17 protein-coding genes, 1 tRNA gene and 2 pseudogenes are annotated in these 20,209 nt (G+C 54.6%); 13 read left to right on the plus strand and 7 right to left on the minus strand.

The features are described 5' to 3' along the window. Positions 1-14: 14 nt before the first annotated feature. Positions 15-494: a RidA family protein gene (locus WJU16_RS05325; protein ID WP_341837287.1), complete on the minus strand. Its 480-nt coding sequence runs from the start codon at positions 492-494 to the stop codon at positions 15-17. A gap of 309 nt (positions 495-803) precedes the next feature. Continuing rightward, positions 804-1,154, minus strand: a complete 351-nt coding sequence (locus WJU16_RS05330) for an MmcQ/YjbR family DNA-binding protein (RefSeq protein ID WP_341837288.1) — start codon at positions 1,152-1,154, stop codon at positions 804-806. 335 nt (positions 1,155-1,489) lie between these two features. Between WJU16_RS05330 and WJU16_RS05335 the strand changes: the two genes are divergently transcribed. From WJU16_RS05335 to WJU16_RS26020, 6 genes and pseudogenes are all read left to right on the plus strand, one after another. Then, positions 1,490-2,485, plus strand: a complete 996-nt coding sequence (locus WJU16_RS05335; protein WP_341837289.1) for an MBL fold metallo-hydrolase — start codon at positions 1,490-1,492, stop codon at positions 2,483-2,485. Beyond that, positions 2,461-2,712, plus strand: a complete 252-nt coding sequence (locus WJU16_RS05340) for a hypothetical protein (RefSeq protein ID WP_341837290.1) — start codon at positions 2,461-2,463, stop codon at positions 2,710-2,712. Before WJU16_RS05335 ends, WJU16_RS05340 begins: the two co-directional genes overlap by 25 nt. A 76-nt stretch (positions 2,713-2,788) precedes the next feature. Continuing rightward, positions 2,789-3,736, plus strand: coding sequence for a DUF5996 family protein (locus tag WJU16_RS05345; RefSeq protein WP_341837291.1), 948 nt, complete (start codon positions 2,789-2,791; stop codon positions 3,734-3,736). Between the two features lie 71 nt (positions 3,737-3,807). After that, a tRNA-Leu gene (locus WJU16_RS05350) sits at positions 3,808-3,894 on the plus strand. Between the two features lie 276 nt (positions 3,895-4,170). Further along, positions 4,171-5,397: pseudogene (locus WJU16_RS26015) on the plus strand (malic enzyme-like NAD(P)-binding protein); the annotation flags it as partial. Positions 5,398-5,469: 72 nt separating this feature from the next. Further along, a pseudogene (locus WJU16_RS26020) lies at positions 5,470-6,441 on the plus strand (phosphate acyltransferase); the annotation flags it as partial. An 89-nt stretch (positions 6,442-6,530) separates the two neighbouring features. On the opposite strand, the gene ppsA reads toward WJU16_RS26020, so the two are convergent. From ppsA to WJU16_RS05375, 4 genes are all read right to left on the minus strand, one after another. After that, positions 6,531-8,951: a phosphoenolpyruvate synthase gene (ppsA, locus tag WJU16_RS05360; RefSeq protein WP_341837293.1), complete on the minus strand. Its 2,421-nt coding sequence runs from the start codon at positions 8,949-8,951 to the stop codon at positions 6,531-6,533. Between the two features lie 57 nt (positions 8,952-9,008). Next, positions 9,009-9,332: an FAD-dependent oxidoreductase gene (locus WJU16_RS05365; protein ID WP_341838650.1), complete on the minus strand. Its 324-nt coding sequence runs from the start codon at positions 9,330-9,332 to the stop codon at positions 9,009-9,011. Continuing rightward, positions 9,305-10,012 (minus strand): FAD-dependent oxidoreductase, encoded by a 708-nt coding sequence (locus WJU16_RS05370; RefSeq protein WP_341837294.1) that lies wholly within the window; start codon positions 10,010-10,012, stop codon positions 9,305-9,307. The genes WJU16_RS05365 and WJU16_RS05370 overlap by 28 nt, the downstream gene beginning before the upstream one ends. A 338-nt stretch (positions 10,013-10,350) precedes the next feature. Next, positions 10,351-10,803, minus strand: a complete 453-nt coding sequence (locus WJU16_RS05375) for an Lrp/AsnC family transcriptional regulator (RefSeq protein WP_341837295.1) — start codon at positions 10,801-10,803, stop codon at positions 10,351-10,353. Positions 10,804-10,924: 121 nt separating this feature from the next. Here WJU16_RS05375 and rocD point away from each other — a divergent pair, with 121 nt between their 5' ends. The 7 genes from rocD to WJU16_RS05410 all read left to right on the plus strand — a co-directional run bounded on the left by rocD (position 10,925) and on the right by WJU16_RS05410 (position 16,988). After that, positions 10,925-12,181, plus strand: coding sequence for an ornithine--oxo-acid transaminase (gene rocD / locus WJU16_RS05380; RefSeq protein ID WP_341837296.1), 1,257 nt, complete (start codon positions 10,925-10,927; stop codon positions 12,179-12,181). Then, complete coding sequence (gene rocF / locus WJU16_RS05385) at positions 12,178-13,149, plus strand: arginase (protein WP_341837297.1); 972 nt, start codon at positions 12,178-12,180, stop codon at positions 13,147-13,149. Before rocD ends, rocF begins: the two co-directional genes overlap by 4 nt. 80 nt (positions 13,150-13,229) lie before the next feature. Beyond that, positions 13,230-13,475 carry a helix-turn-helix domain-containing protein gene (locus WJU16_RS05390; protein WP_341837298.1) on the plus strand — a complete coding sequence of 82 codons (246 nt, stop codon included), beginning with the start codon at positions 13,230-13,232 and terminating at the stop codon, positions 13,473-13,475. A 228-nt stretch (positions 13,476-13,703) separates the two neighbouring features. Further along, on the plus strand, positions 13,704-14,762 hold the full coding sequence (rsgA, locus tag WJU16_RS05395) for a ribosome small subunit-dependent GTPase A (RefSeq protein WP_341837299.1): 1,059 nt from the start codon (positions 13,704-13,706) through the stop codon (positions 14,760-14,762). A gap of 153 nt (positions 14,763-14,915) precedes the next feature. Next, positions 14,916-15,422, plus strand: coding sequence for a hypothetical protein (locus WJU16_RS05400; protein ID WP_341837300.1), 507 nt, complete (start codon positions 14,916-14,918; stop codon positions 15,420-15,422). 170 nt (positions 15,423-15,592) lie between these two features. Beyond that, positions 15,593-16,069, plus strand: coding sequence for a hypothetical protein (locus tag WJU16_RS05405; RefSeq protein ID WP_341837301.1), 477 nt, complete (start codon positions 15,593-15,595; stop codon positions 16,067-16,069). 154 nt (positions 16,070-16,223) lie between these two features. Continuing rightward, positions 16,224-16,988, plus strand: a complete 765-nt coding sequence (locus WJU16_RS05410) for a hypothetical protein (RefSeq protein WP_341837302.1) — start codon at positions 16,224-16,226, stop codon at positions 16,986-16,988. Here the strand turns inward: WJU16_RS05410 and WJU16_RS05415 are convergent. Continuing rightward, positions 16,985-20,203, minus strand: coding sequence for an error-prone DNA polymerase (locus WJU16_RS05415; RefSeq protein ID WP_341837303.1), 3,219 nt, complete (start codon positions 20,201-20,203; stop codon positions 16,985-16,987). The genes WJU16_RS05410 and WJU16_RS05415 overlap by 4 nt on opposite strands. Positions 20,204-20,209 lie beyond the last annotated feature (6 nt).

Raw genomic sequence — 20,209 nt, forward strand, 5'->3', positions numbered from 1 at the left:
GAAGAATCGGCTTGTCAACCCTGCTCTTCCTCCAGTTCGAACAACGCCTCGATTTCCACGGGGATGTTATCGGGCAGGGAGCCGAATCCTACGGCGCTGCGGACGCCGATCCCGTTCTCCGTTCCCCATACGGCGGCGAAAAGTTCGCTGCAGCCATTGATGATGTAGGGATGCTTTTCGAATTCCGGAACGCAGTTCACCATTCCCAGCACTTTGATCACCCGCTTTACCCTGTTGAGGCTGCCGAGATGTGCTTTAATAGTCGACAGCATGGTGAGGCCCACCTGCCGGGCAGCCAGCTTTCCGGCTTCCATGTCCATGTCTTTCCCGATGCGGCCGATGATGAGGGATTTGTCGTTTTGCACGGGGCCGTGACCGGAAAGGTACAGGTACTTCCCGTCGACCAGGCAAGGCTTGTAAACGCCCAGTGGCGCGGGCGCCGGCGGTAATGTCAATCCCGTTTTTTCAAACTGCGCTTCTGCGGTATTATTCATAGCGTAAATGGTATTTTTCGGGCGCTATTTACAAATTATTTGCAGAACCCCCCGGCAAAATTTGCAAGTTCATGGATCCCGGGAATTGGTACATCCCATCACCACCAACCCCAAAAAACTGATTATCAAACACTTTACCGTTAATCCGCATTTAAACCATCCTGTGAAAAATGCGAATTATGCTGCCAATCCCTATTTTTACGGAGCATCCACCGGTATTTCTATGCATAAACAGGGAAATTTCGGTAAACATGAATACCGGCCGACAGACCGGAGATCCAGCCATACCGCGCCCAGCACCTCACCATCCTATAGCCCGTTCTGCATCCGGAACTGTTCCTGCAGCTTCGCCGGCGCCGCGTGGTACCAGGCGCTCTGCACGGCGTCCACCAGCTGGCTTTTCTTTACCTTTTTGAGATCGACGGTGGTCCAGCCCTGGAGCCCCCAGCCGCCCGGCACCGGGTAAAACACACCGGGCGCGAGTTTGCACCAGGCGGCCTGTTCTTCGGGTGTAAACGGGAAATTAGCCGTGGACGCTTCTTCCAATAATGTTGCAAATATTTTGCGCTTCGTGCGGAAGGCTTGCCGGTCGAAATGCTTCACTTCGGTGGTTTCCGGCATGGACAGGCAGAGCTCCCGGAATGTGGCGATGGTAATCATACCCCAAAAGTAACATCCCGCCACGCATGCGGATTGTAAAAACGCGACATTTCCGGAAAACCTGCGCATCAAAATAACATCATCCAAAATTCATCTCCCCCTGAACATTCGGCCATCCTTCGTTCATCCTTCGTCCATCCTTCGTCCAAACACCCTCAAACCCGTACCACGAGCGAACACGTTCGAAGGATGAGCGAAGGATGTCAGTAGGATGTCAGCAGGTTTTGGGCACTTTATGTTGCATTTTCATCATACGTTCATGAAAATCCCGGTTTTAAGCAATACTATTTTAACCTCTAATCGGAAATTCCCGGCTATGCGCTACATTCGCTGTCATGGACTGGAACTCACCCCGCTTCAGGAACGGCGTTTTTCACAACGAGCTGCCTACCGCCCTCATGTCGGGCGACACATCGATGTTCAGGACTTTCCTGAAATTCATGCGCAAGCCCAAACATGTGAACCCGCCGGCGCCTTTGCCGTCGGTCCGCAGTGACCTGAAGGCGCTTAACGGGCCGGAGACATCCGTCACCTGGTTCGGGCATTCGTCCTACCTCATCCGGATGAACGGGGGGAATATCCTTGTGGACCCGGTATTCAGCAGCCACGCCTCCCCGGTGCCCCTGTTCGCCAAAGCCTTCCCGGGCGCCAATGCCTACAGCGCGGCGGACATGCCCGATATCGACGTGCTCATCATCACCCACAACCATTACGACCATCTCGACAGCCGGACAATTTCCAGCCTGCGCAGCCGTATTAAAAACGTTTACACGGGGCTCGGCGTGAAGCCCGACCTGGTGCGTTGCGGCATCCCGGCGGAAATCATCACGGAAATGGATTGGGGACAAAGTGCGGACCTGCCCGTAGGGCTTGCGCTTACCGCCGCGCCCGCCCGGCACTTCTCAGGGCGTGGGGTGAAGAGAAACCAATCACTTTGGTCTTCCTATATACTGGCTGCCGAGACAGAAAAAATCTACATCGGCGGGGATTCCGGCTACGGCCCGCATTTCAAGGCCATCGGCGAAGCGTTTGGGCCATTCGACCTGGCGATCCTGGAAACGGGCCAATACAACCCGCAGTGGGCGGCCATCCACATGATGCCGGAAGAAGCGGTGCGCGCCGCGGAGGACCTCCGGGCCAGGGCGCTCCTGCCCGTCCACTGGGCCAAATTCGCCCTCGCCTTCCATCCCTGGGACGAGCCCGCCCAACGCACCGCCGCTGAAGCCGCGAAAGCCGGCATGCCACTGGCTACACCCAGGATCGGGGAAACCTTCTTCCTCCATCAGCCCCTTCCCGCAAAACATTGGTGGAAAGACGTGAAACAACCGTAGGCCGTACATCCCGCAAAGAACTCCGACATATTTCTGACCGCTACGTGCTCGACCTGGCCCGCGACGGCTACTGGGCCACGGTGCATGTCGTGAACGGCGGCAAGCCGGCCTTCATCCGCAATTACATCCGCAGCAAGCGCCCCGTGGGCGCTGTGATGGCAGGCGCCATCCCGGTGGCCTGGTTCGAGATGAGCGAAGATTTCAATGGCGCGGCCGCCCGTGGATAGCATCCATGGGCGGCCGTTCCGGCTTTCAAGAACCAAAAGGCACGCGGATTGTTTTAGCTAGGACAAAACGATGCGTATGCTTACAAAATGGCCTGTATTGGATTATGATTCCTGGAAAGACACGCTGGCGACCGTCCACCGCTGGACGCAGGTGATCGGCAAGATCCGTTTGCGGAAGATGCCCTGGCTCAACCATTCGTGGCATGTAACGCTGATGGTGAGCCCCACGGGATTGTCGACCGGCAGCATACCTTTTGACCGGGGGCTTTTCCAAATCGACTTCGATTTCGTGCGCCACCGGTTGCGGATCGCGACGAGCGAGGGGCGGCAGGAGTCGCTCGAGTTGCGACCGATGGCGGTAGCGGATTTTTATCATGCGGTGTTTGAAAAGCTAAAGCAGCTGGAAGTAGACGTAGCGATTTTCACCATGCCGAGCGAGCTGGAAAACGCAGTGCCGTTTGAGGAAGATTACGATCACCGGTCGTACGATGCCAATAAGATGGAAGATTGCTGGCGGGCGATGGTGAACATCCATATCGTGTTCACCCGTTTCCGGGCGGGGTTTACGGGTAAGGTGAGCCCTGTTCATTTTTTCTGGGGGGCGTTCGACCTGGCGGTGACGCGTTTTTCGGGCCGCGACGCGCCGTTGCATACGGGCACGGCGCCGAACCTTCCGGCGCGGGTGATGCAGGAGGCGTATTCGAAGGAAGTGAGTTCCTGCGGTTTCTGGCCCGGCAGTGCATATTTTCCGCAGGCGGCGTTTTACAGTTATGCGTATCCCGGGCCTGAGGGTTTCGCGGATTATCCGGTGCAGCCGGAAGGCGCTTATTGGAGCAAAGAGCTGGGAGAATTCCTGCTGCCGTATGAAGTGGTGCAGCAATCTTCCAACCCGGAAAAAACACTGCTGGCATTCCTGCAATCCACTTACGAAGCTGCCGCCAACACGGCGAACTGGGACCGCGCATCGCTCGAATGCGACCTCACGGATTTCGAGAATGATTACGGATGTTTCCGTGCAGGATAATTTTTTTGACGAAGATTTGGAAAGTTCCGGGAATGATTTACCTTTGCCATCCCGAACACAAAACCAGGGATGCCCAGATGGCGAAATTGGTAGACGCACTGTGTTCAGGTCGCAGCGCCGGCAACGGTGTGCTGGTTCGAATCCAGTTCTGGGCACCAACATTGGCCGAATAGTTTAAACGCTGTTCGGCCTTTTTTTTATGTATCGCGATGACTGTTATCATCCTGCCAGAGAACCATCGTTCTGCATAATTACTCCACAGACTCTATCATTACAACATGCTTACCTTTGATTGGCAACTCCCCCACCGGTCGCATCATTCATCCCACAAAATTGTACATTTAACCTGACAAACCAATCAACACGATCCTATTCCAAAACTCAACGATTACTTATCCGACATTATTTAACCAACCACATTATTTACCATTATTATGAGCAGATTTAACAAGAAGCAGGATGCGCTTGATTACCACTCCCAGGGCCGCCCGGGGAAAGTACAAGTGATCCCGACCAAACCTACAAACTCCCAACGCGACCTTTCCCTCGCCTACTCGCCCGGCGTAGCGGAGCCTTGCCTCATGATCGCAGATAACAAAGAAGATGTTTACAAATACACCGCCAAAGGCAACCTGGTAGCCGTCATCAGCAACGGAACCGCCGTGCTGGGCCTGGGCGACATCGGCCCGGAAGCGGGAAAACCTGTTATGGAAGGGAAAGGCCTGTTGTTTAAAATCTATGCGGACATCGACGTGTTCGACCTGGAACTGGATACGAAGAACGTCGATGAGTTCGTCAGGATCGTTAAAGCGCTGGAACCTACATTCGGCGGCATCAACCTGGAAGACATCAAAGCGCCGGAATGCTTCGAGATCGAACGCCGCCTGAAAGCTGAGATGAACATCCCCGTGATGCACGACGATCAGCATGGCACCGCCATCATTTCCGCTTCCGCCCTGCTGAACGCCTGCGAATTGCAACAGAAAAAGCTGGAAGACATCAAGATCGTCGTAAACGGCGCCGGCGCGGCCGCCATCTCCTGCACGCGGCTTTATGTTTCCCTCGGCGCGAAAAAAGAAAACATCGTGATGTGCGACCGCACGGGCGTCATCCGGGACGACCGGGAGAAGCTGGATGCCATCAAGGCCGAGTTCGCCACTCCCCGGAAAATCAGCACCCTGGCGGAAGCTATCGAAGGCGCGGATGTATTCATCGGGCTTTCCTCCGGCAAATGCGTGACGCCCGAAATGTTGCTTTCCATGGCAGCCAATCCCATCGTTTTCGCCATGTCGAACCCGGACCCGGAAATCGCGTACGACGTAGCCATCGCCACCAGGAAGGATATCATCATGGCCACCGGCCGGTCCGACTATCCCAACCAGGTGAACAATGTGCTGGGTTTCCCGTACATCTTCCGCGGCGCCCTCGACGTTCGCGCCACCAGCATCAACGAGGAAATGAAAATCGCGGCGGTAAAAGCGATCGCCGATCTGGCCAAAAAGCCCGTGCCGGAAGCGGTGAACATGGCGTACAACCAAAAGAACATCCGGTTCGGGAAAGATTACATCATCCCCAAGCCCATGGACAGCCGCCTGATGACCAACGTTTCCATGGCCGTGGCGAAAGCCGCGATGGATTCCGGCGTTGCAAGGAAATCTATTACCGACTGGCCCGCTTATGAGGAAGAACTGAAGCGGAGGATCGGCGGAGACGATACCATTTTCAGAGCGCTCATCAACAAAGCCAAACAAGATCCCAAGCGGGTCGTATTTGCGGAAGCGGATAACTACAAAATCCTGAAAGCCGCCCAGATCGTCCGCGACGAACATATCGCCATCCCGGTATTGCTGGGCAACAAAGCCGCCATTGAGAAAATTATCGCGGAACACGAGCTGGATCTCGCGGATGTGGAGATTATCGACAATTTCACCGAAACCGCCCGGCTGAATAAATACGCCGAAGCATTGTACGAAAAACGGCAAAGACGGGGAATCACCCTGCCCGAAGCCACCAAACTGATGCGCGACCGGAACTACTTCGGTACCTCCATGGTGGAATTCGGTGAAGCCGACGCCATGATCTCCGGCCTTACAAAAAACTATGCCACTACCATCAGGCCCGCACTGCACGTTATCGGAACGGAAGCAGACGTTCCCCGCGTAGCCGGCATGTATATGATGATGACACGCAAAGGCCCCGTCTTCCTGGGCGACACAACAGTAAATGTAAACCCCTCCGCCGAAGACCTGGTAGACCTGACTTTATTGCTGGAACGTGCGGTAAGGAGGTTTAACATCCAGCCCAGGATCGCCCTTCTTTCCTATTCCAATTACGGTTCCAACAACGGCGCCGTGCCGGAAAAGGTTAGAAAAGCGGTAAAGATCCTGCACGACCGGCATCCGGAACTCATTATCGACGGGGAAATGCAGGCCAACTTCGCGACTAACAACACCTTGCTGCGGGATAACTTCCCCTTCAGCAAACTGGCCGACGCCCCGGCGAACACGCTCGTTTTCCCCAACCTCGAATCGGGCAACATCGCCTACAAACTCCTGCAGGAGCTCGGGGAGGCCGAAGCCATCGGCCCCATCCTCCTGGGATTGAAGAAACCCGTGCATATCGTGCAGATGGGCAGTTCGGTACGGGAAATCGTGAATATGATCACCATCGCCGTGGTGGACGCGCAGGAAAAGCAAAAGCGCTGAGCGCTGCTCTGTATCATTACCAAAATACAAGAGGCCGCCCTGCATCGGGCGACCTCTTTTTTATTGCAAACAAACAGACATCGGCAGATTTATACTTGTCCTTCGATCGCTGCGATGGCGTTGATCGTTTTAAACACTGAATCCGGCGTCACGGAAATACTGTCGATCCCTTCTTCCACCAGGAACTTCGCGAAATCGGGATAATCGGAAGGCCCCTGTCCGCAGATCCCTACCTTCACGCCACGCTGCTTCGCCGTCCGGATCAGCATGCGGATCATTTCTTTCACCGCCGGGTTGCGTTCGTCGTATAGATTCGCGACGAGCGACGAGTCCCGGTCGAGGCCGAGCGTCAGTTGCGTCAGGTCGTTGGAGCCGATGGAGAAACCATCGATATGCTGCGCGAAGGCATCAGCCAGGATCACGTTGGATGGCAATTCCGCCATCAGGTATAGCTCCAGGCCGTTTTCACCGCGCTTCAATCCATATTCAGCCATCGTATCCTGCACCTTCTGCAACTCTTCGACTGTCCGGCAGAACGGCACCATCAGCACGATATTGCTTAAACCCATTTCCTCCCTGGCTTTCCGGATGGCCTTGCATTCCAGCCCGAACGCCGCTTTGTAGCTCTCGGAATAATACCGCGAAGCACCACGCCAGCCGATCATAGGATTCTCCTCCTTCGGCTCGAAATATTTTCCGCCGAGCAGGTTGTAGTATTCGTTGCTTTTGAAATCGGAGAACCGCACGATCACTTTATTCGGGTAGAAAGACGCGGCGATCTTGGCTACGCCGCAGGCGAGTTTGTTCACGAAGAAATCTTCTTCATGCTGGTAGCCGGCGATGAGGGTTCCGATTTTGGCGGAGAGATCCGCGTCCCCGATATCACGGTGCCGCAGCAAAGCCAGCGGGTGCGCCTGGATGTAGTTGTTGATGATAAATTCTTCCCGGGCCAGCCCCACGCCTTTATTGGGCAGATGGGCAAACTGGAACGCCAGCGACGGCGAGGCCACGTTGAGCATCACGTTCGTTTTCACTTCCGGCAACACGTCCAGGTCGTATTCCTCGCGGGTGAAGGGTATTTCGCCCTGGTAAACAAGGCCCACATCCCCTTCGGCACAGCTTACCGTTACCAGCTGGCCGCTTTGCAGCAATTCGGTGGCATTCCCGCAACCTACAACGGCCGGCAACCCCATTTCGCGGGCCACGATGGCGGCGTGGCAGGTTCGGCCGCCTTTGTTGGTCACGATGGCGGATGCTTTTTTCATAATAGGCTCCCAGTCGGGATCGGTCATATCCGTTACCAGCACATCGCCTTCTTTGAACTCATGCCCTTCCAGCACACGCTTATCAAGCGAATACAGGATGTTTACTTTCCCGGAAACGATCTTATCGCCCACGGCAATGCCTTTTACCAGCAACTTCTCCGCGCGGGATTCGTCGCGTATGGCATAGTCCACGAACTTTCCCGGGATGCGGCGCGAGTGGATCGTTTCGGGGCGGGCCTGTACGATGAACAGTTCCCGGCTCATGCCGTCTACCGCCCATTCAACATCCATCGGCGTCCAGGCTTGCTTCAGGTTGGAATAGTACTTTTCGATCTTCACGACCCAGTCCGCTATGGTCAGCGCCATGGCGTCGTCAAGGCAGAAGCGTTGCTGGGAAGCTTTTTCGGTGGGAATGATCCGCACGCGCTCATCGGCATCATCGCCGTATACCATCATCCTGTCCTTCACGCCGAGCTTCTTCTCGATGAGCGCGGCATGCCCCAGGGCGAGGGTGGGTTTGAATACGACATATTCATCCGGCGACACGGCGCCCTGCACCACCATTTCACCCAGCCCGTAAGAGCCGTTGATCACGACCACGTCTTTGAAGCCCGATTCGGTGTCCAGCGAAAACGCGACGCCGCTGGTGCCGAGATCGCTGCGGACCATTTTCTGCACGCAAACCGACAAGCCCACAGTAAAGTGATCGTAGCCGAAGTTTTCGCGGTAGGAAATCGCCCTGTCCGTAAACAGGGAAGCGAAGCAGTTCCGCACCGCATCTACCAGCGCCGCCGGTCCTCTTACGTTGAGATAGGTTTCCTGCTGGCCGGCGAAAGACGCGTCCGGCAGGTCTTCCGCCGTGGCGGAGGAGCGGACGGCCACATCGGTGATATCTTGCCCGTATTGTGCCGACAGCCCGCCGTACGCATCGATGATCAATTGCGACAAATGCGCCGGGAACCTTGCGTTGCGGACGAGATTGCGGATGGAAAGGCCCGCCCTGCGGAGGGATTCCACATCATCGAAATTGATTTCGCTGACGAGGTCTTTGATGCGATTGATGAGGTTATTGTGGGCGATGAATTCGTTGTAGGCATGCGTGGTGATGACGAACCCATCCGGGATTCGGATGCCGAGGCTGGTGAGATGCTGCAGCATCTCCCCGAGCGACGCATTCTTCCCCCCGACGAGGGGAATATCGCCGATCCCTACCCTGCCGAGCGGCAGGATATATTGTTGTTCCATAATTCCGTGGTTGTTTTGGTGTATGATGTAAAAAGTAAGGGGGTTATACGGTCTTCATTAAAACATAGCGCCGGTAAGCGCTTCCAGCTGCATGCGCGGCGCCGCTTCATCTTCCTCGAACGCCATCTCGCCGAGGAACCTTTCGGCATCCAGCGCAGCCATGCACCCGGAGCCCGCGGCCGTCACCGCCTGGCGGTATTGCTTATCCTGCACGTCGCCGGCGGCAAACACGCCGGGGATGCTGGTACGCGAAGATCCGGGAATGGTTTTGATGTACCCGGCTTCGTCCATATCGAGCCAGCCGGAAAAGATATCCGAGTTAGGTTGATGGCCGATGGCGACGAAGAATCCGTTTACCGGGATCGTGCTTTTTTTCCGGATTTGTTATTGACGATGCGGACACCCTCCACGCGGGTATCGCCAAGCACTTCCTCCGTTTCCGCATTCCAGTAGATGTCGATGTTTTCCGCCATTTTTACGCGTTGCTGCATGACTTTAGAAGCTTTCATCCCGTGTTCGTCTTTCCGCACGATCATGCTTACGCGGCTGCAGATTTTAGACAGGTACAGCGCTTCTTCGCAGGCGGTATCGCCTGCGCCCACGATGGCAACGGGTTTGCCGCGGAAAAAGAAACCGTCGCAAACGGCGCAGGCGCTCACACCGAAACCGTTTAGTTCCCGCTCACTGTCGAGCCCCAGCCATTTGGCGGAAGCGCCTGTAGCGATGATGACGGACTCCGCTTCCAGGAGCTCGGTTTCGTCGATCCAGACTTTAAAAGGCCGCTGGCTGAAATCCACCTTCGTAGCCAGGCCATACCGGATATCCGCGCCCATGCGGGCGGCCTGTTTTTCAAAGTTGACCATCATTTCAGGCCCCTGGATCCCTTCGGGATAGCCGGGATAGTTTTCTACTTCGGTGGTGATGGTGAGTTGTCCTCCGGGCTGGATGCCCTGATACATAACGGGATTTAGCCCGGCGCGGGAGGCGTAGATAGCCGCGGTATAGCCCGCAGGCCCGCTCCCGATGATCAAACACTTGATCCGGTTGGTTTCTGGTGTCATACGTGAGAATTATAAAGGCAAATGGTTGGTATCGAAAATATTTCAGCCGAAATTCAAGAATGTTTGTGATTCCACAATCAACGGAAGAATATTCCGTAATTTTTCCGGATTCTGCGCAAAAAACCGATTGCAATATCATCCAGGGCGGGCTAAACCATCTGATATGCCGTAAATCTTCCGGCAAAGGTATTTGCGTTTTCTATCCGGATGTTTCTTCGTCTTGACTCCAGACACGCGCCGGACCCTGATCATAGCTTATCAGATGCTTACCCGGGATACCGGAAGCCCCTGTTGCACATGGCGATGCCTAGCGGAACGGGGGCTTCCGCGATCAAAATTTATAACGTCACATTCCTCTTAAAAGCGCAACCCAGCTCCATGATAGAATCCGTTTTCGCTATGCCGGGAATACAATCAATTTTCTCATACAGCACTTTCCGCATATGCGCGTGGTCCCGCGCGATGATCCGCAGGTACAGGGTATAACTGCCGGAAATATAATAGCACTCCGTGACTTCGGGGATATTCTTCAGCGCCTCGATGATCCGGTTTGAATCCTGGTCCTTTTCCAGCGTGATGCCCGTAAAAGCGCCCCAGTCGTAACCCAGTTGTTTCTCATTGAGCACCGGTTTAATCCCTTCGAGAATACCCGATTCCATTAACCGGCTGACCCGCTGGTGAATCATCGTATTGGACACGCCCAGCGCCGTGGCAATAGCTGAATAAGGCTTGCGCCCGTCTTTTTCCAGTTCCTTCAATATCTGGATATCAAATGCGTCAACATGCTCCATACAACCCGGATTTCGTTTGTTTTGACTTATTTTGACGACAATTTAATTCATTTTTAACTTTCATAAGGCATTTTTAAGTTAAATTGCATTTCAGATTTCACTGATACAAAAACCAACCACGATGGAAATACTGGAGCAATTATCAAAAAGCGATGCCTTCATCACCAAAGAACATCATTACGGCGCGCATAACTACCACCCGTTGCCCGTAGTGCTGGAAAGAGGGGAAGGCGTTTACCTGTGGGATGTGGAAGGCAGGCAATATTTTGATTTCCTTTCGGCCTATTCGGCCGTCAACCAGGGGCATTGCCATCCGCGCATTACGGCGGCGCTGATCAGACAGGCGGAAAAACTCACCCTTAATTCCAGGGCGTTTTACAATAATAAACTGGGCGAATTTGAAGAATATCTTTGCCGGCTGTTCGGGTACGACAAAGCCCTGGTCATGAATACCGGCGTGGAAGCCGTGGAAACGGCGATGAAGCTCTGCAGGAAATGGGGCTATACCGTGAAAGGCATCCCGGAAGGCAAGGCGAAGATCGTGTTCGCCGACGGGAATTTCCATGGCCGCACGATCTCGGTGGTGTCCGCGTCCGACGACGAGCAGGCCCGTAAAGGCTTCGGGCCTTTCCTCGACGGGATCGAAAAAGTACCCTTCAACGACGCCCACGCCCTCGAAACCCTTTTACAAAAAGACGAGCATATCGCAGGCGTTATCCTGGAGCCGATCCAGGGTGAGGCGGGCGTGGTGGTGCCGGACGACGACTACCTGGCGCGCGTGGCGGCGCTGTGCGAGCGGTTCAACGTGCTGTACATCGCAGACGAGATCCAGACCGGGATCGGGAGAACCGGCAGCATGCTGGCATCCTACGACATCGCCACCGGCGAGGGCAAACCCGATATGCTGATTCTCGGGAAAGCGGTATCCGGCGGCACGATGCCCGTTTCCGCCGTACTGGCTAACGATGAAGTGATGCTCTGCATCAAGCCCGGGGAACACGGTTCCACTTACGGCGGCAATCCGCTCGCATGTGCGGTTTCAATGGAAGCCATCCAGGTGGTGATCGACGAAGACCTCCCGCTGAACGCATTCAAAATGGGAAGTTTGCTGCGCGAAGGTTTGCGGGATATCGCCAAACGCCACGGCGTCATTACCGAAGTGAGAGGCAAGGGCCTGCTCACCGCCATTGTGGTGGATAACACGGCTAACCCCGAACTGGCCTGGGATCTCTGCCTGGAGTTCAAACATCGCGGGCTGTTGGCCAAGCCCACCCATGGCAATAAAATCAGGTTCGCACCACCGTTAATCATCCATTCCAAACAGGTGATTGAAAGTCTGACCATTATTGAAAACGCTATTAAATCCCGATGTTTATGATCCCATCCCTGAAGCTCATAAAAAACAGGTCGGATATCGGCGCGGGTACGCGCGGGTCAGACATGGGAATCGACGCGATGGAAATTGCCGCTATCAACAAAGGGAACCACTTCTTCCACCAGGTTGCCTTTACTGAAATACAAACGCGTAACGAAGCCGTGTACCACGGCGATGAAGATGCCTGCGGCCGCCGTATCGGGCAGATCGTGGAACAATGCAGGCAGCTCGCGGAGGTTGTTTGCGAAACCCTTACCGGGAAAGAATTCCCCGTAATCATCTCCGGCGATCACTCCTCCGGCATCGGTACTATCAGCGGCATCAAAGCCGCATTCCCCGATAAAACCCTCGGCGTGATATGGATCGATGCGCACGCGGATATCCATTCCCCCTACACCACCCCTTCCGGCAACCTGCACGGTATGCCGCTGGCAGCCGTCATGCACCAGGATAACCTGTCCTGCCGCATCAATGACGTGAACACCCACACCGCCGCCGCCTGGGAACTACTGAAAACGCTGGGCGCGCCGGGCGTAAAACTTCATCCCGAACACCTGGTTTATTTCGGCGTGCGCGACACAGAACCGGCGGAAGACAAGTTAATCGAACAACTCGGCATTCAAAACTACACCGTTGCCCAGGTACGGCAACTAGGGATACAACACTGCATCGCGGAGGCATTGGAACGCCTGGCGGCTTGCGATATGATTTACGTTTCGTTCGATGTGGACAGCATGGATTGCGACCAGATCTCCGACGGCACCGGCACACCCGTTCCGGAAGGATTTGCTTCCGGCGAAATCATCAGCATGACCGAAGCGATCTTCCGCACGGGGAAAGTCATCTGCTATGAAATCGTGGAAGTAAACCCGCTCCTGGACCACCGGGGCAACAGGATGGCAGAGGTCGCATTCGATATCCTGGATGCTGTTACAAGGCCCATGCTAAAGGCATATACAACAGGAGAATAAATATCCAGGCAATAGGCACCGCGGCCGTCAGCTCAGCACGCCGCCACTTAAAGCCCTGTCAGCATCCGCCACTAACCCGTGTGTTACACATTTTCGCGTTGACGCCTAATGTGACCATATCGCGAGACAGGCTGCAAAAAGAGATTTGGGAAGATGAGGGTGTGATCGTAGGCCGCAGCCCGGATATGTTCATTTCCAAACTCAGAAAGAAGCTGGACCCTGACCCCACGGTCAAAATTGCCGTTATACGCGGCAAGGGATATAAGCTGGAGATTAGCAACCAGGATAATCTGCGTCCGACTATTGGTCTGGAGAACTGCCGATAATTTGCCCGTTTGCTATCCCATTTCCCGGAAATTGTCAATTTTAATTACCTTTGTACCTCATGACACGCACATCAACATATAACCTTTTGTCGATCATTGTCGCCTAGCGCAGGCCCGCAAAGCATCCCCGCTTTATTATTACCTGGCTACCTGCGTTGACTTTTCCCATCATTTATTGATAAAAACTTGCTATGCCTGTCCGCATACGCAAGACAGCATAATATTACCATGCCGACATTACAGTCGTACGGATGGAATGCGCATTTCATGCGCCATTTCGAAACAAACACAACCCAGCACCTCGAAGCCGCGAGAGTGCTGTCTATACAAGGCTTTAAACACCTCCTCATTACAGCAACAGGCAATGCAGACGCGCAATTGTCAGGTGCGCTTATGAACAGCCGCGAGCCGGAAGACTACCCGAAAGTAGGTGACTGGGTGCTGGCAAAGCGGTATGACGCAGAAGGCATCATCATCGACACTTTGCCCAGGATCAACGCACTTAGCCGCAAGGCGCCCGGTACGCAAAGCACGCGCCAGGTGCTGGCGGCCAATATCGATGCGGCGTTTATCGTGCAGGGCCTCGACCGCGACTTCAACCTCATGCGCCTGCAACGTTACCTGCAGCAAATCGTGCAGTGCAACATCCGGCCGGTAGTTATCCTCAACAAGGCAGACCTCGTTCCCGATCCGGAAACGTACCGGCAAACGGTACAGGAACTGGGATACAACTGCCCGGTGGTGCTCACCAGCGCGCTGCAACCCTCGCAGGACGAGTGGGCGCGCCAATACCTCCTGCCACAGCACACTTACATCCTGCTGGGCTCGTCCGGCGTGGGCAAAAGCACGCTGCTTAATAGCCTGCTGGGTTACAGGTTGCAGGAAGAAGGCGCTACCAGCACCGCCAACAACAAGGGTAAACATACCACCACCGCCAGGCATCTCGTATTGCTGCCCAACGGCAGCATGATCATCGACGTGCCGGGCATGCGCGAGTTCGGTGTAACAGACGAGGGTGCGGGCGACGGCGTCTATCACCCGCAGATCGATGCACTGGCGCCGCAATGCCGGTTCGGTGACTGCACGCATCAGCACGAACCAGGATGCGCCATAACGGCCGCCGTCCGCAGCGGCGAACTGCCGGAACCGGTATACCGCAGCTACCTGAAGCTACTGCGCGAGCAATATCATTTCCAGGCCAGCGAAGCGGATAAGAAGCGAAACATCAAGCAACTTACCAAACTGGTGAAACAGGTGGTGAAGCATCGCAAGAACAACAAGTATTAATACCCGTAATGATGAAAAAAAGCGGCCTGTGCATTACAGGCCGCTTTCATGCCGGGTAGTTCACGGATTTCGTCCCCTTATTCACCCGGTTGGTACATATTCCGATACAGATCCCCGTCAAATCCTCTACTTTTTCAAAAATCAAACGGAAGCATGAAAAAGTACCTGTTATGGATCCTGGTGTGCTGGAGCGGAACGGCTACGGCCCAGATGGCGGCGGCGCAAAAAGTTACCCCGGAATACCTGCATGAAACCCGGATCAAAAACCATCCGCCGGAAATCTGGCAAGTCATCCGCGACCTGCCGAAAGTAAAAGACTACGCCAACGGCTTGATCTCCGAAGTGAATATCCGGACGGAACGTGGGACGCAGTACCGCGACCTGGTATTCGCCGACGGCCGCAAACGAACCGACGAGATCCAGCAGGTGCACGAATCCTACAAATTCTTCGTATTCCAGATATCATCTCCCCTGCCTGCCGGCGTAACAAAAGCCATCGTGACGGCGCTGGTGGAGTCGCTGCCCGAAAGCAAAGGCACATCGGTGGTTCGGTGGTCCATCATTATGGATGGCGAAAAAGCCGCTAAAAAGGTCCTGACCGACACTTTAACCGCCGAAATCGCCCAATACGAGGCCGGTCTGAAAAAGCTGCTGGAATAGGTTCGCAGTAAAACATAGTGCCCTTTCCAGGGAAAATGAGAAAAAGACAAGTCGGCTTGCGCTGATTTGTCTTTTTTTTGCTGCCGCCTTGTTGTACTTTTGCCCCTATCCCGCATATCTGAAAAAACAGCACGGCTGCTCCCTGCAAATGTGCTCCCCAACAAGAACGTATGACAAACAGAAACCTCATTAAGGCCACCGGCTCGATCCTCGTACATCAAAATGTGGAAAACACCTTTGCGTTTTTCGCCGATCCCAGCAACGATAGCCTATGGCGCACGGAAATAAACGACAGCGTACCAGACGGCCCTTTGCAAACCGGCACCACCATTTCAGAATATTCTTACCTGTCGAAAAAAGCCGCCAACAATTTGCTGCAACTGAAATGCATCCGGTTCGATAAAAACAAAGCCGCCATCTTTGAAACGCCCGGCGAGGCCAGGTTTTACCTGAAAAGCCAGCGAACGGTGAAAGCCATTTCCGAGAACACGACGGAAATCACTTACCAACTCGAATTTGATAAAAGCATCGTCAAATTCGCGATAGGTTTCAATCTGCCGGACTTTATCGTTTCGTATAAAGCGAAAAGCGATATGAAGAAGTATCTGCGGCAACTGAAGCTGCATCTTGGCAGCGCCCGTTTGTAAGACCGGGGTTTATCCGCGACAACATCGACAAAAGCCTGCCCGGAAAATTCGAAAGCCTGTTAGACAATACATATGCTACGGGAGTAATCCACGTGCAAATGGCTTTCCTTTGCAGAAATTATGTCCATTTTAGTATCTTGATGAAAAACCAGCCATGTTTAAATGCCTATCTATCTTCGCGATGGCGATGATGATCGTTAGCCAGGCGTTCTGTATCGAAACGCATGTTTTTGTCAGGGCGCGGGCCAAAGACGCTAAATTCCTGGGTTCCTCCATCGGTGGCGCGCATGTCATCATCCGCAACAAATTCAACCAGCAAATCCTGGCGGAAGGTAAAACGGCGGGAACGCCCGGCAATACCGCCCAGATCATGGACACCGCGCGCGGCCGGTATGCGCTGATGGCCGATGCAGCGGCGGCCAAATTCGATGCCGTGCTGAACATTTCGGAACCCACGCTTGTCCGGATCGAGGTGCTGGCACCGGCCAACCACCGGCAATCGCAGGTAAATGCCGCGGTGGAAATGTGGGTGATACCAGGTAAACACATCACCGGTGATGGCGTTATTCTTGAAATTCCAGGGTTCATCATTGATATTTTATCGCCCCGGACGCATAACTACCTTCGTTTGTCTTCCCTCAATTCCCAACCGCTGACCATCCAGGCCAATATCGTCATGATGTGCGGCTGCATCATTCAAAAAGGAGGATTGTGGAACGGGGATAAGATGGAAGTGAAAGCGATCGTGAAAAAGAACGGCCAGCTGTTGCAGGAAGCATCCATGTCCTGCGTGGCGGATAATCTCTTCGAAGGCAAACTCCATATTACAGAAAAGGGCGAATACCAGGTTACTGTGTATGCGTTTGATGAACGGAGCGGTAATACCGGCGTGGATATTGTCAACTTCGTGGTGCTTTAATGGAAATCCCGGGACTTCACGAACATATCCGGTTGGGGATGCTCGCCGTTTTTATGGGTGCTTGCGGGATAAGGAGATTTCTCATCCGCCCTTGATACTGTCATCAGCAGGCTTTCGTCTACGTTTCTGGCAATCGTGTTTTTGATCAGTTTGGTAAGATTGTGGCAGCGCTCCACGATAATGTGCACCACTTCTCCTTCGCGCTGCAATTTCCCTTCTACCATCAGCAAAGTGGATTGCAGGACTTCCTTGCGGTATTTCTCAAACACTTTCTCGAACAGCACGAGGTTGCAAACGCCCGTTTCATCCTCGATGGTGATGAAGCAAACGCCTTTCGCTGTACCGGGGCGCTGGCGCACCAATACTAAACCCGCGGCCTTTACATGTGAATCATGCACCGCCGTGGCAATGCCCTTGGCGGAAAGAATATGCAGCTGCGTGAGCTGTTGCCGTACAAAACTAACGGGATGCGCTTTCAGCGACAAAGAAGTAGCCGCGTAATCCTGCACCACATGTTCCGGCGTGCTCATGAAAGGAAGCTCCACCTGCTGTTCGTGGCTGGTCTCAGAAGGCTGACCGGCGAACAAAGCTTCAGGGGTATCGCCAAGGGCGGACACTTCCCATAACGCGCGGCGCCTGTCCATCCCCATCGAGCGGAAGGCATCGGCATCCGCGAGGCGTTCCAGCGCGGCGACGGTCATGCCCGCATTTTTCAACTCCGTGATGGTGGTATAACCCGCTCCCCTGCCACCGGTCAGGATCTGAGCGTCTTCCGCGCGCATGCCGGTGATCTGCCGGAAGCCCAGGCGCAACGCGCGGTAGCGGCCCGACTTTTCCTCCAGGCTGTTATCCCATTGCGAGAAATTCACGTCCACCGGCCGCACCGTTACCTCGTGGTTGCGTGCATCGGAAACGATCTGCGCGGGTTGATAGAAGCCCATGGGCATGCTGTTGAGAAGCGCGGCTGCGAAGATCTCCGGGTAAAAGCACTTCAGCCAGGAAGAAACGTACACCAGCTGCGCGAAGCTGGCAGCGTGGCTTTCCGGGAAACCATAACTCCCGAAACCTTCCAGCTGCTTGAAAATCCGGCCGGCAAACTCCGCATCGTAGCCGCGGCCCACCATTCCATTGATGAGTTTATCCCTGAATTTGCTGACCAGGCCATGCGACTTGAACGTGGCCATGCTCCGCCGCAGCTGGTCGGCCTCCGCAGGGGTAAACCCAGCGGCAACGATGGCCACTTTCATCGCCTGTTCCTGGAAAAGGGGAACGCCCAGCGTGCGGCCCAGGATTTCCTTCAACTCTTCGGAAGGAAAGGAAACAGGTTCCTCCCCGTTACGGCGCCGCAGATAAGGGTGCACCATATCGCCCTGTATAGGCCCCGGGCGAACGATGGCCACTTCTATCACCAGGTCGTAAAACTTCTTTGGCCGCAACCGCGGGAGCATGCTTTGCTGCGCGCGGCTTTCGATCTGGAAAACACCGATGGTGTCGGCATGGCTGATCATTTCATATACTTTAGGATCGTCCTGCGGGATATTGGCCAGTGTCAGATCTAAACCGTAGTGCTCCTTTGCGAGGGTGAACGCTTTGCGGATGCAGGTGAGCATACCCAATGCCAGCACATCTATTTTGAGGAAGCCTAGCGCTTCGATATCGTCTTTGTTCCATTCTATATTCGTGCGGTTTTCCATGCGTGCGTTCAGGATCGGGCACAGGTCCGTCAGTTTGCCCCGGGTGATGACGAAACCACCGGTATGTTGCCCCAGTTGCCTGGGGAAGCCGATCATCTGGCCGGTCAGTTCCAGCACCTTTTTCAGGTGCGGATCTTCCGGGTTGAGGCCTGCCTGCCGCAGGGCTTTTTCGTCAAACCACTCATCCGTAAATTCCCAGATGGCGCTGCTGAGACGGCTGACCGTATCGGCCGACAATCCCATCGCCTTTCCTACGTCGCGGATGGCGCCTTTCTGCCTCTGCTGGGTAACCGTTGCCACGATGGCCGCGCGGTCGCGGCCGTATTTGTTATAAATGTACTGCATCACTTCCTCCCGCCTTTCGTGTTCAAAATCCACATCGATATCCGGCGGCTCGTTGCGGGCGGAAGAGATAAAACGCTCGAAGAGCAGGTCGAATTTTGTGGGGTTGACAGAAGTGATGCCCAGGCAGAAACAAACCGTGGAATTGGCGGCTGATCCTCTCCCCTGGCAAAGGATTTGCTTTTCCCGCGCATACCGGACAATATCATACACCGTAAGAAAATACGCGGCATAATCCATTTCGCGGATGAAAGACATTTCGTGGTGGATGGAATGGATGATCTTTTCCGGCAGCACTTCTCCGAAATGTGCTTTTGCCCCTTGCCAGGTAAGCATTTCCAGTTCTTCCTGCGGTGTGCGGCCACCGGAGGTGATTTCTTCCGGGTAAATGTATTGAAGGCTATCGAGCGAAAACCGGCAGGATTCAGCGATCTCCATCGTCTGGCGGATCGCGTCGGGATACTGGCGGAAAAGGCGCTCCATTTCTTTCGGTTCCTTGAGATAGCGCTCCGCGTTGGCGTGCAGGCGGAGACCGGCATCATAGATCGTACACTTCTCCCGCACGCAGGTTAATATATCCTGCAGCTGGCGCCGCTCGTGACAATGGTAATGCACGTCGTTAAGGGCCACCATCGGCACGCCGAGATAACCGGCCAGTTGATGCAAACGGAAGATCCGTTTCTGATCGTCCTGCGCATAGGTTCTTGACGCGCCAATATAGAGCCCCCGGCCGAAGGCTTCCCTGTATTCTTCCACATGCTTTTTATACCCCGCATCCAGCTCAAAATCCCGCACCAACGAATCCGGCGGCACGGTCACAAACCGGATGCCCTGGCGATGGGCATACACATCCTGTTTGCGCAGCAGGCATTCGCCTTTCTCCGCGCGCATGTTACCGAGGCTGAGCAATGCGCTCATGCGGCCATAGGCTGCTTTATCCGTTGGAAATGCCAGCAAACCAGGCCCGTCTTCGAGGTCCAGCCGGCAAGCCGGGATGAATCGGATCCCGCATGTTTTCGCGGCGGTATGCGCCCGCACGATGCCCGCCAGGGTGTTGCGGTCCGTTACAGCGATGGCCGCATGTTGCAGGATAGCCGCCTGTTGCACCAGTTCTTCGGGATGGGAACCGCCGCGGAGGAAGCTGAAATTGCTGGTAACTTGTAATTCCGCGTATTCCATCTTCAG

It is taken from the genome of Chitinophaga pollutisoli, assembly GCF_038396755.1.
In the GTDB taxonomy this organism is placed as follows: Bacteria; Bacteroidota; Bacteroidia; order Chitinophagales; family Chitinophagaceae; genus Chitinophaga; species Chitinophaga pollutisoli.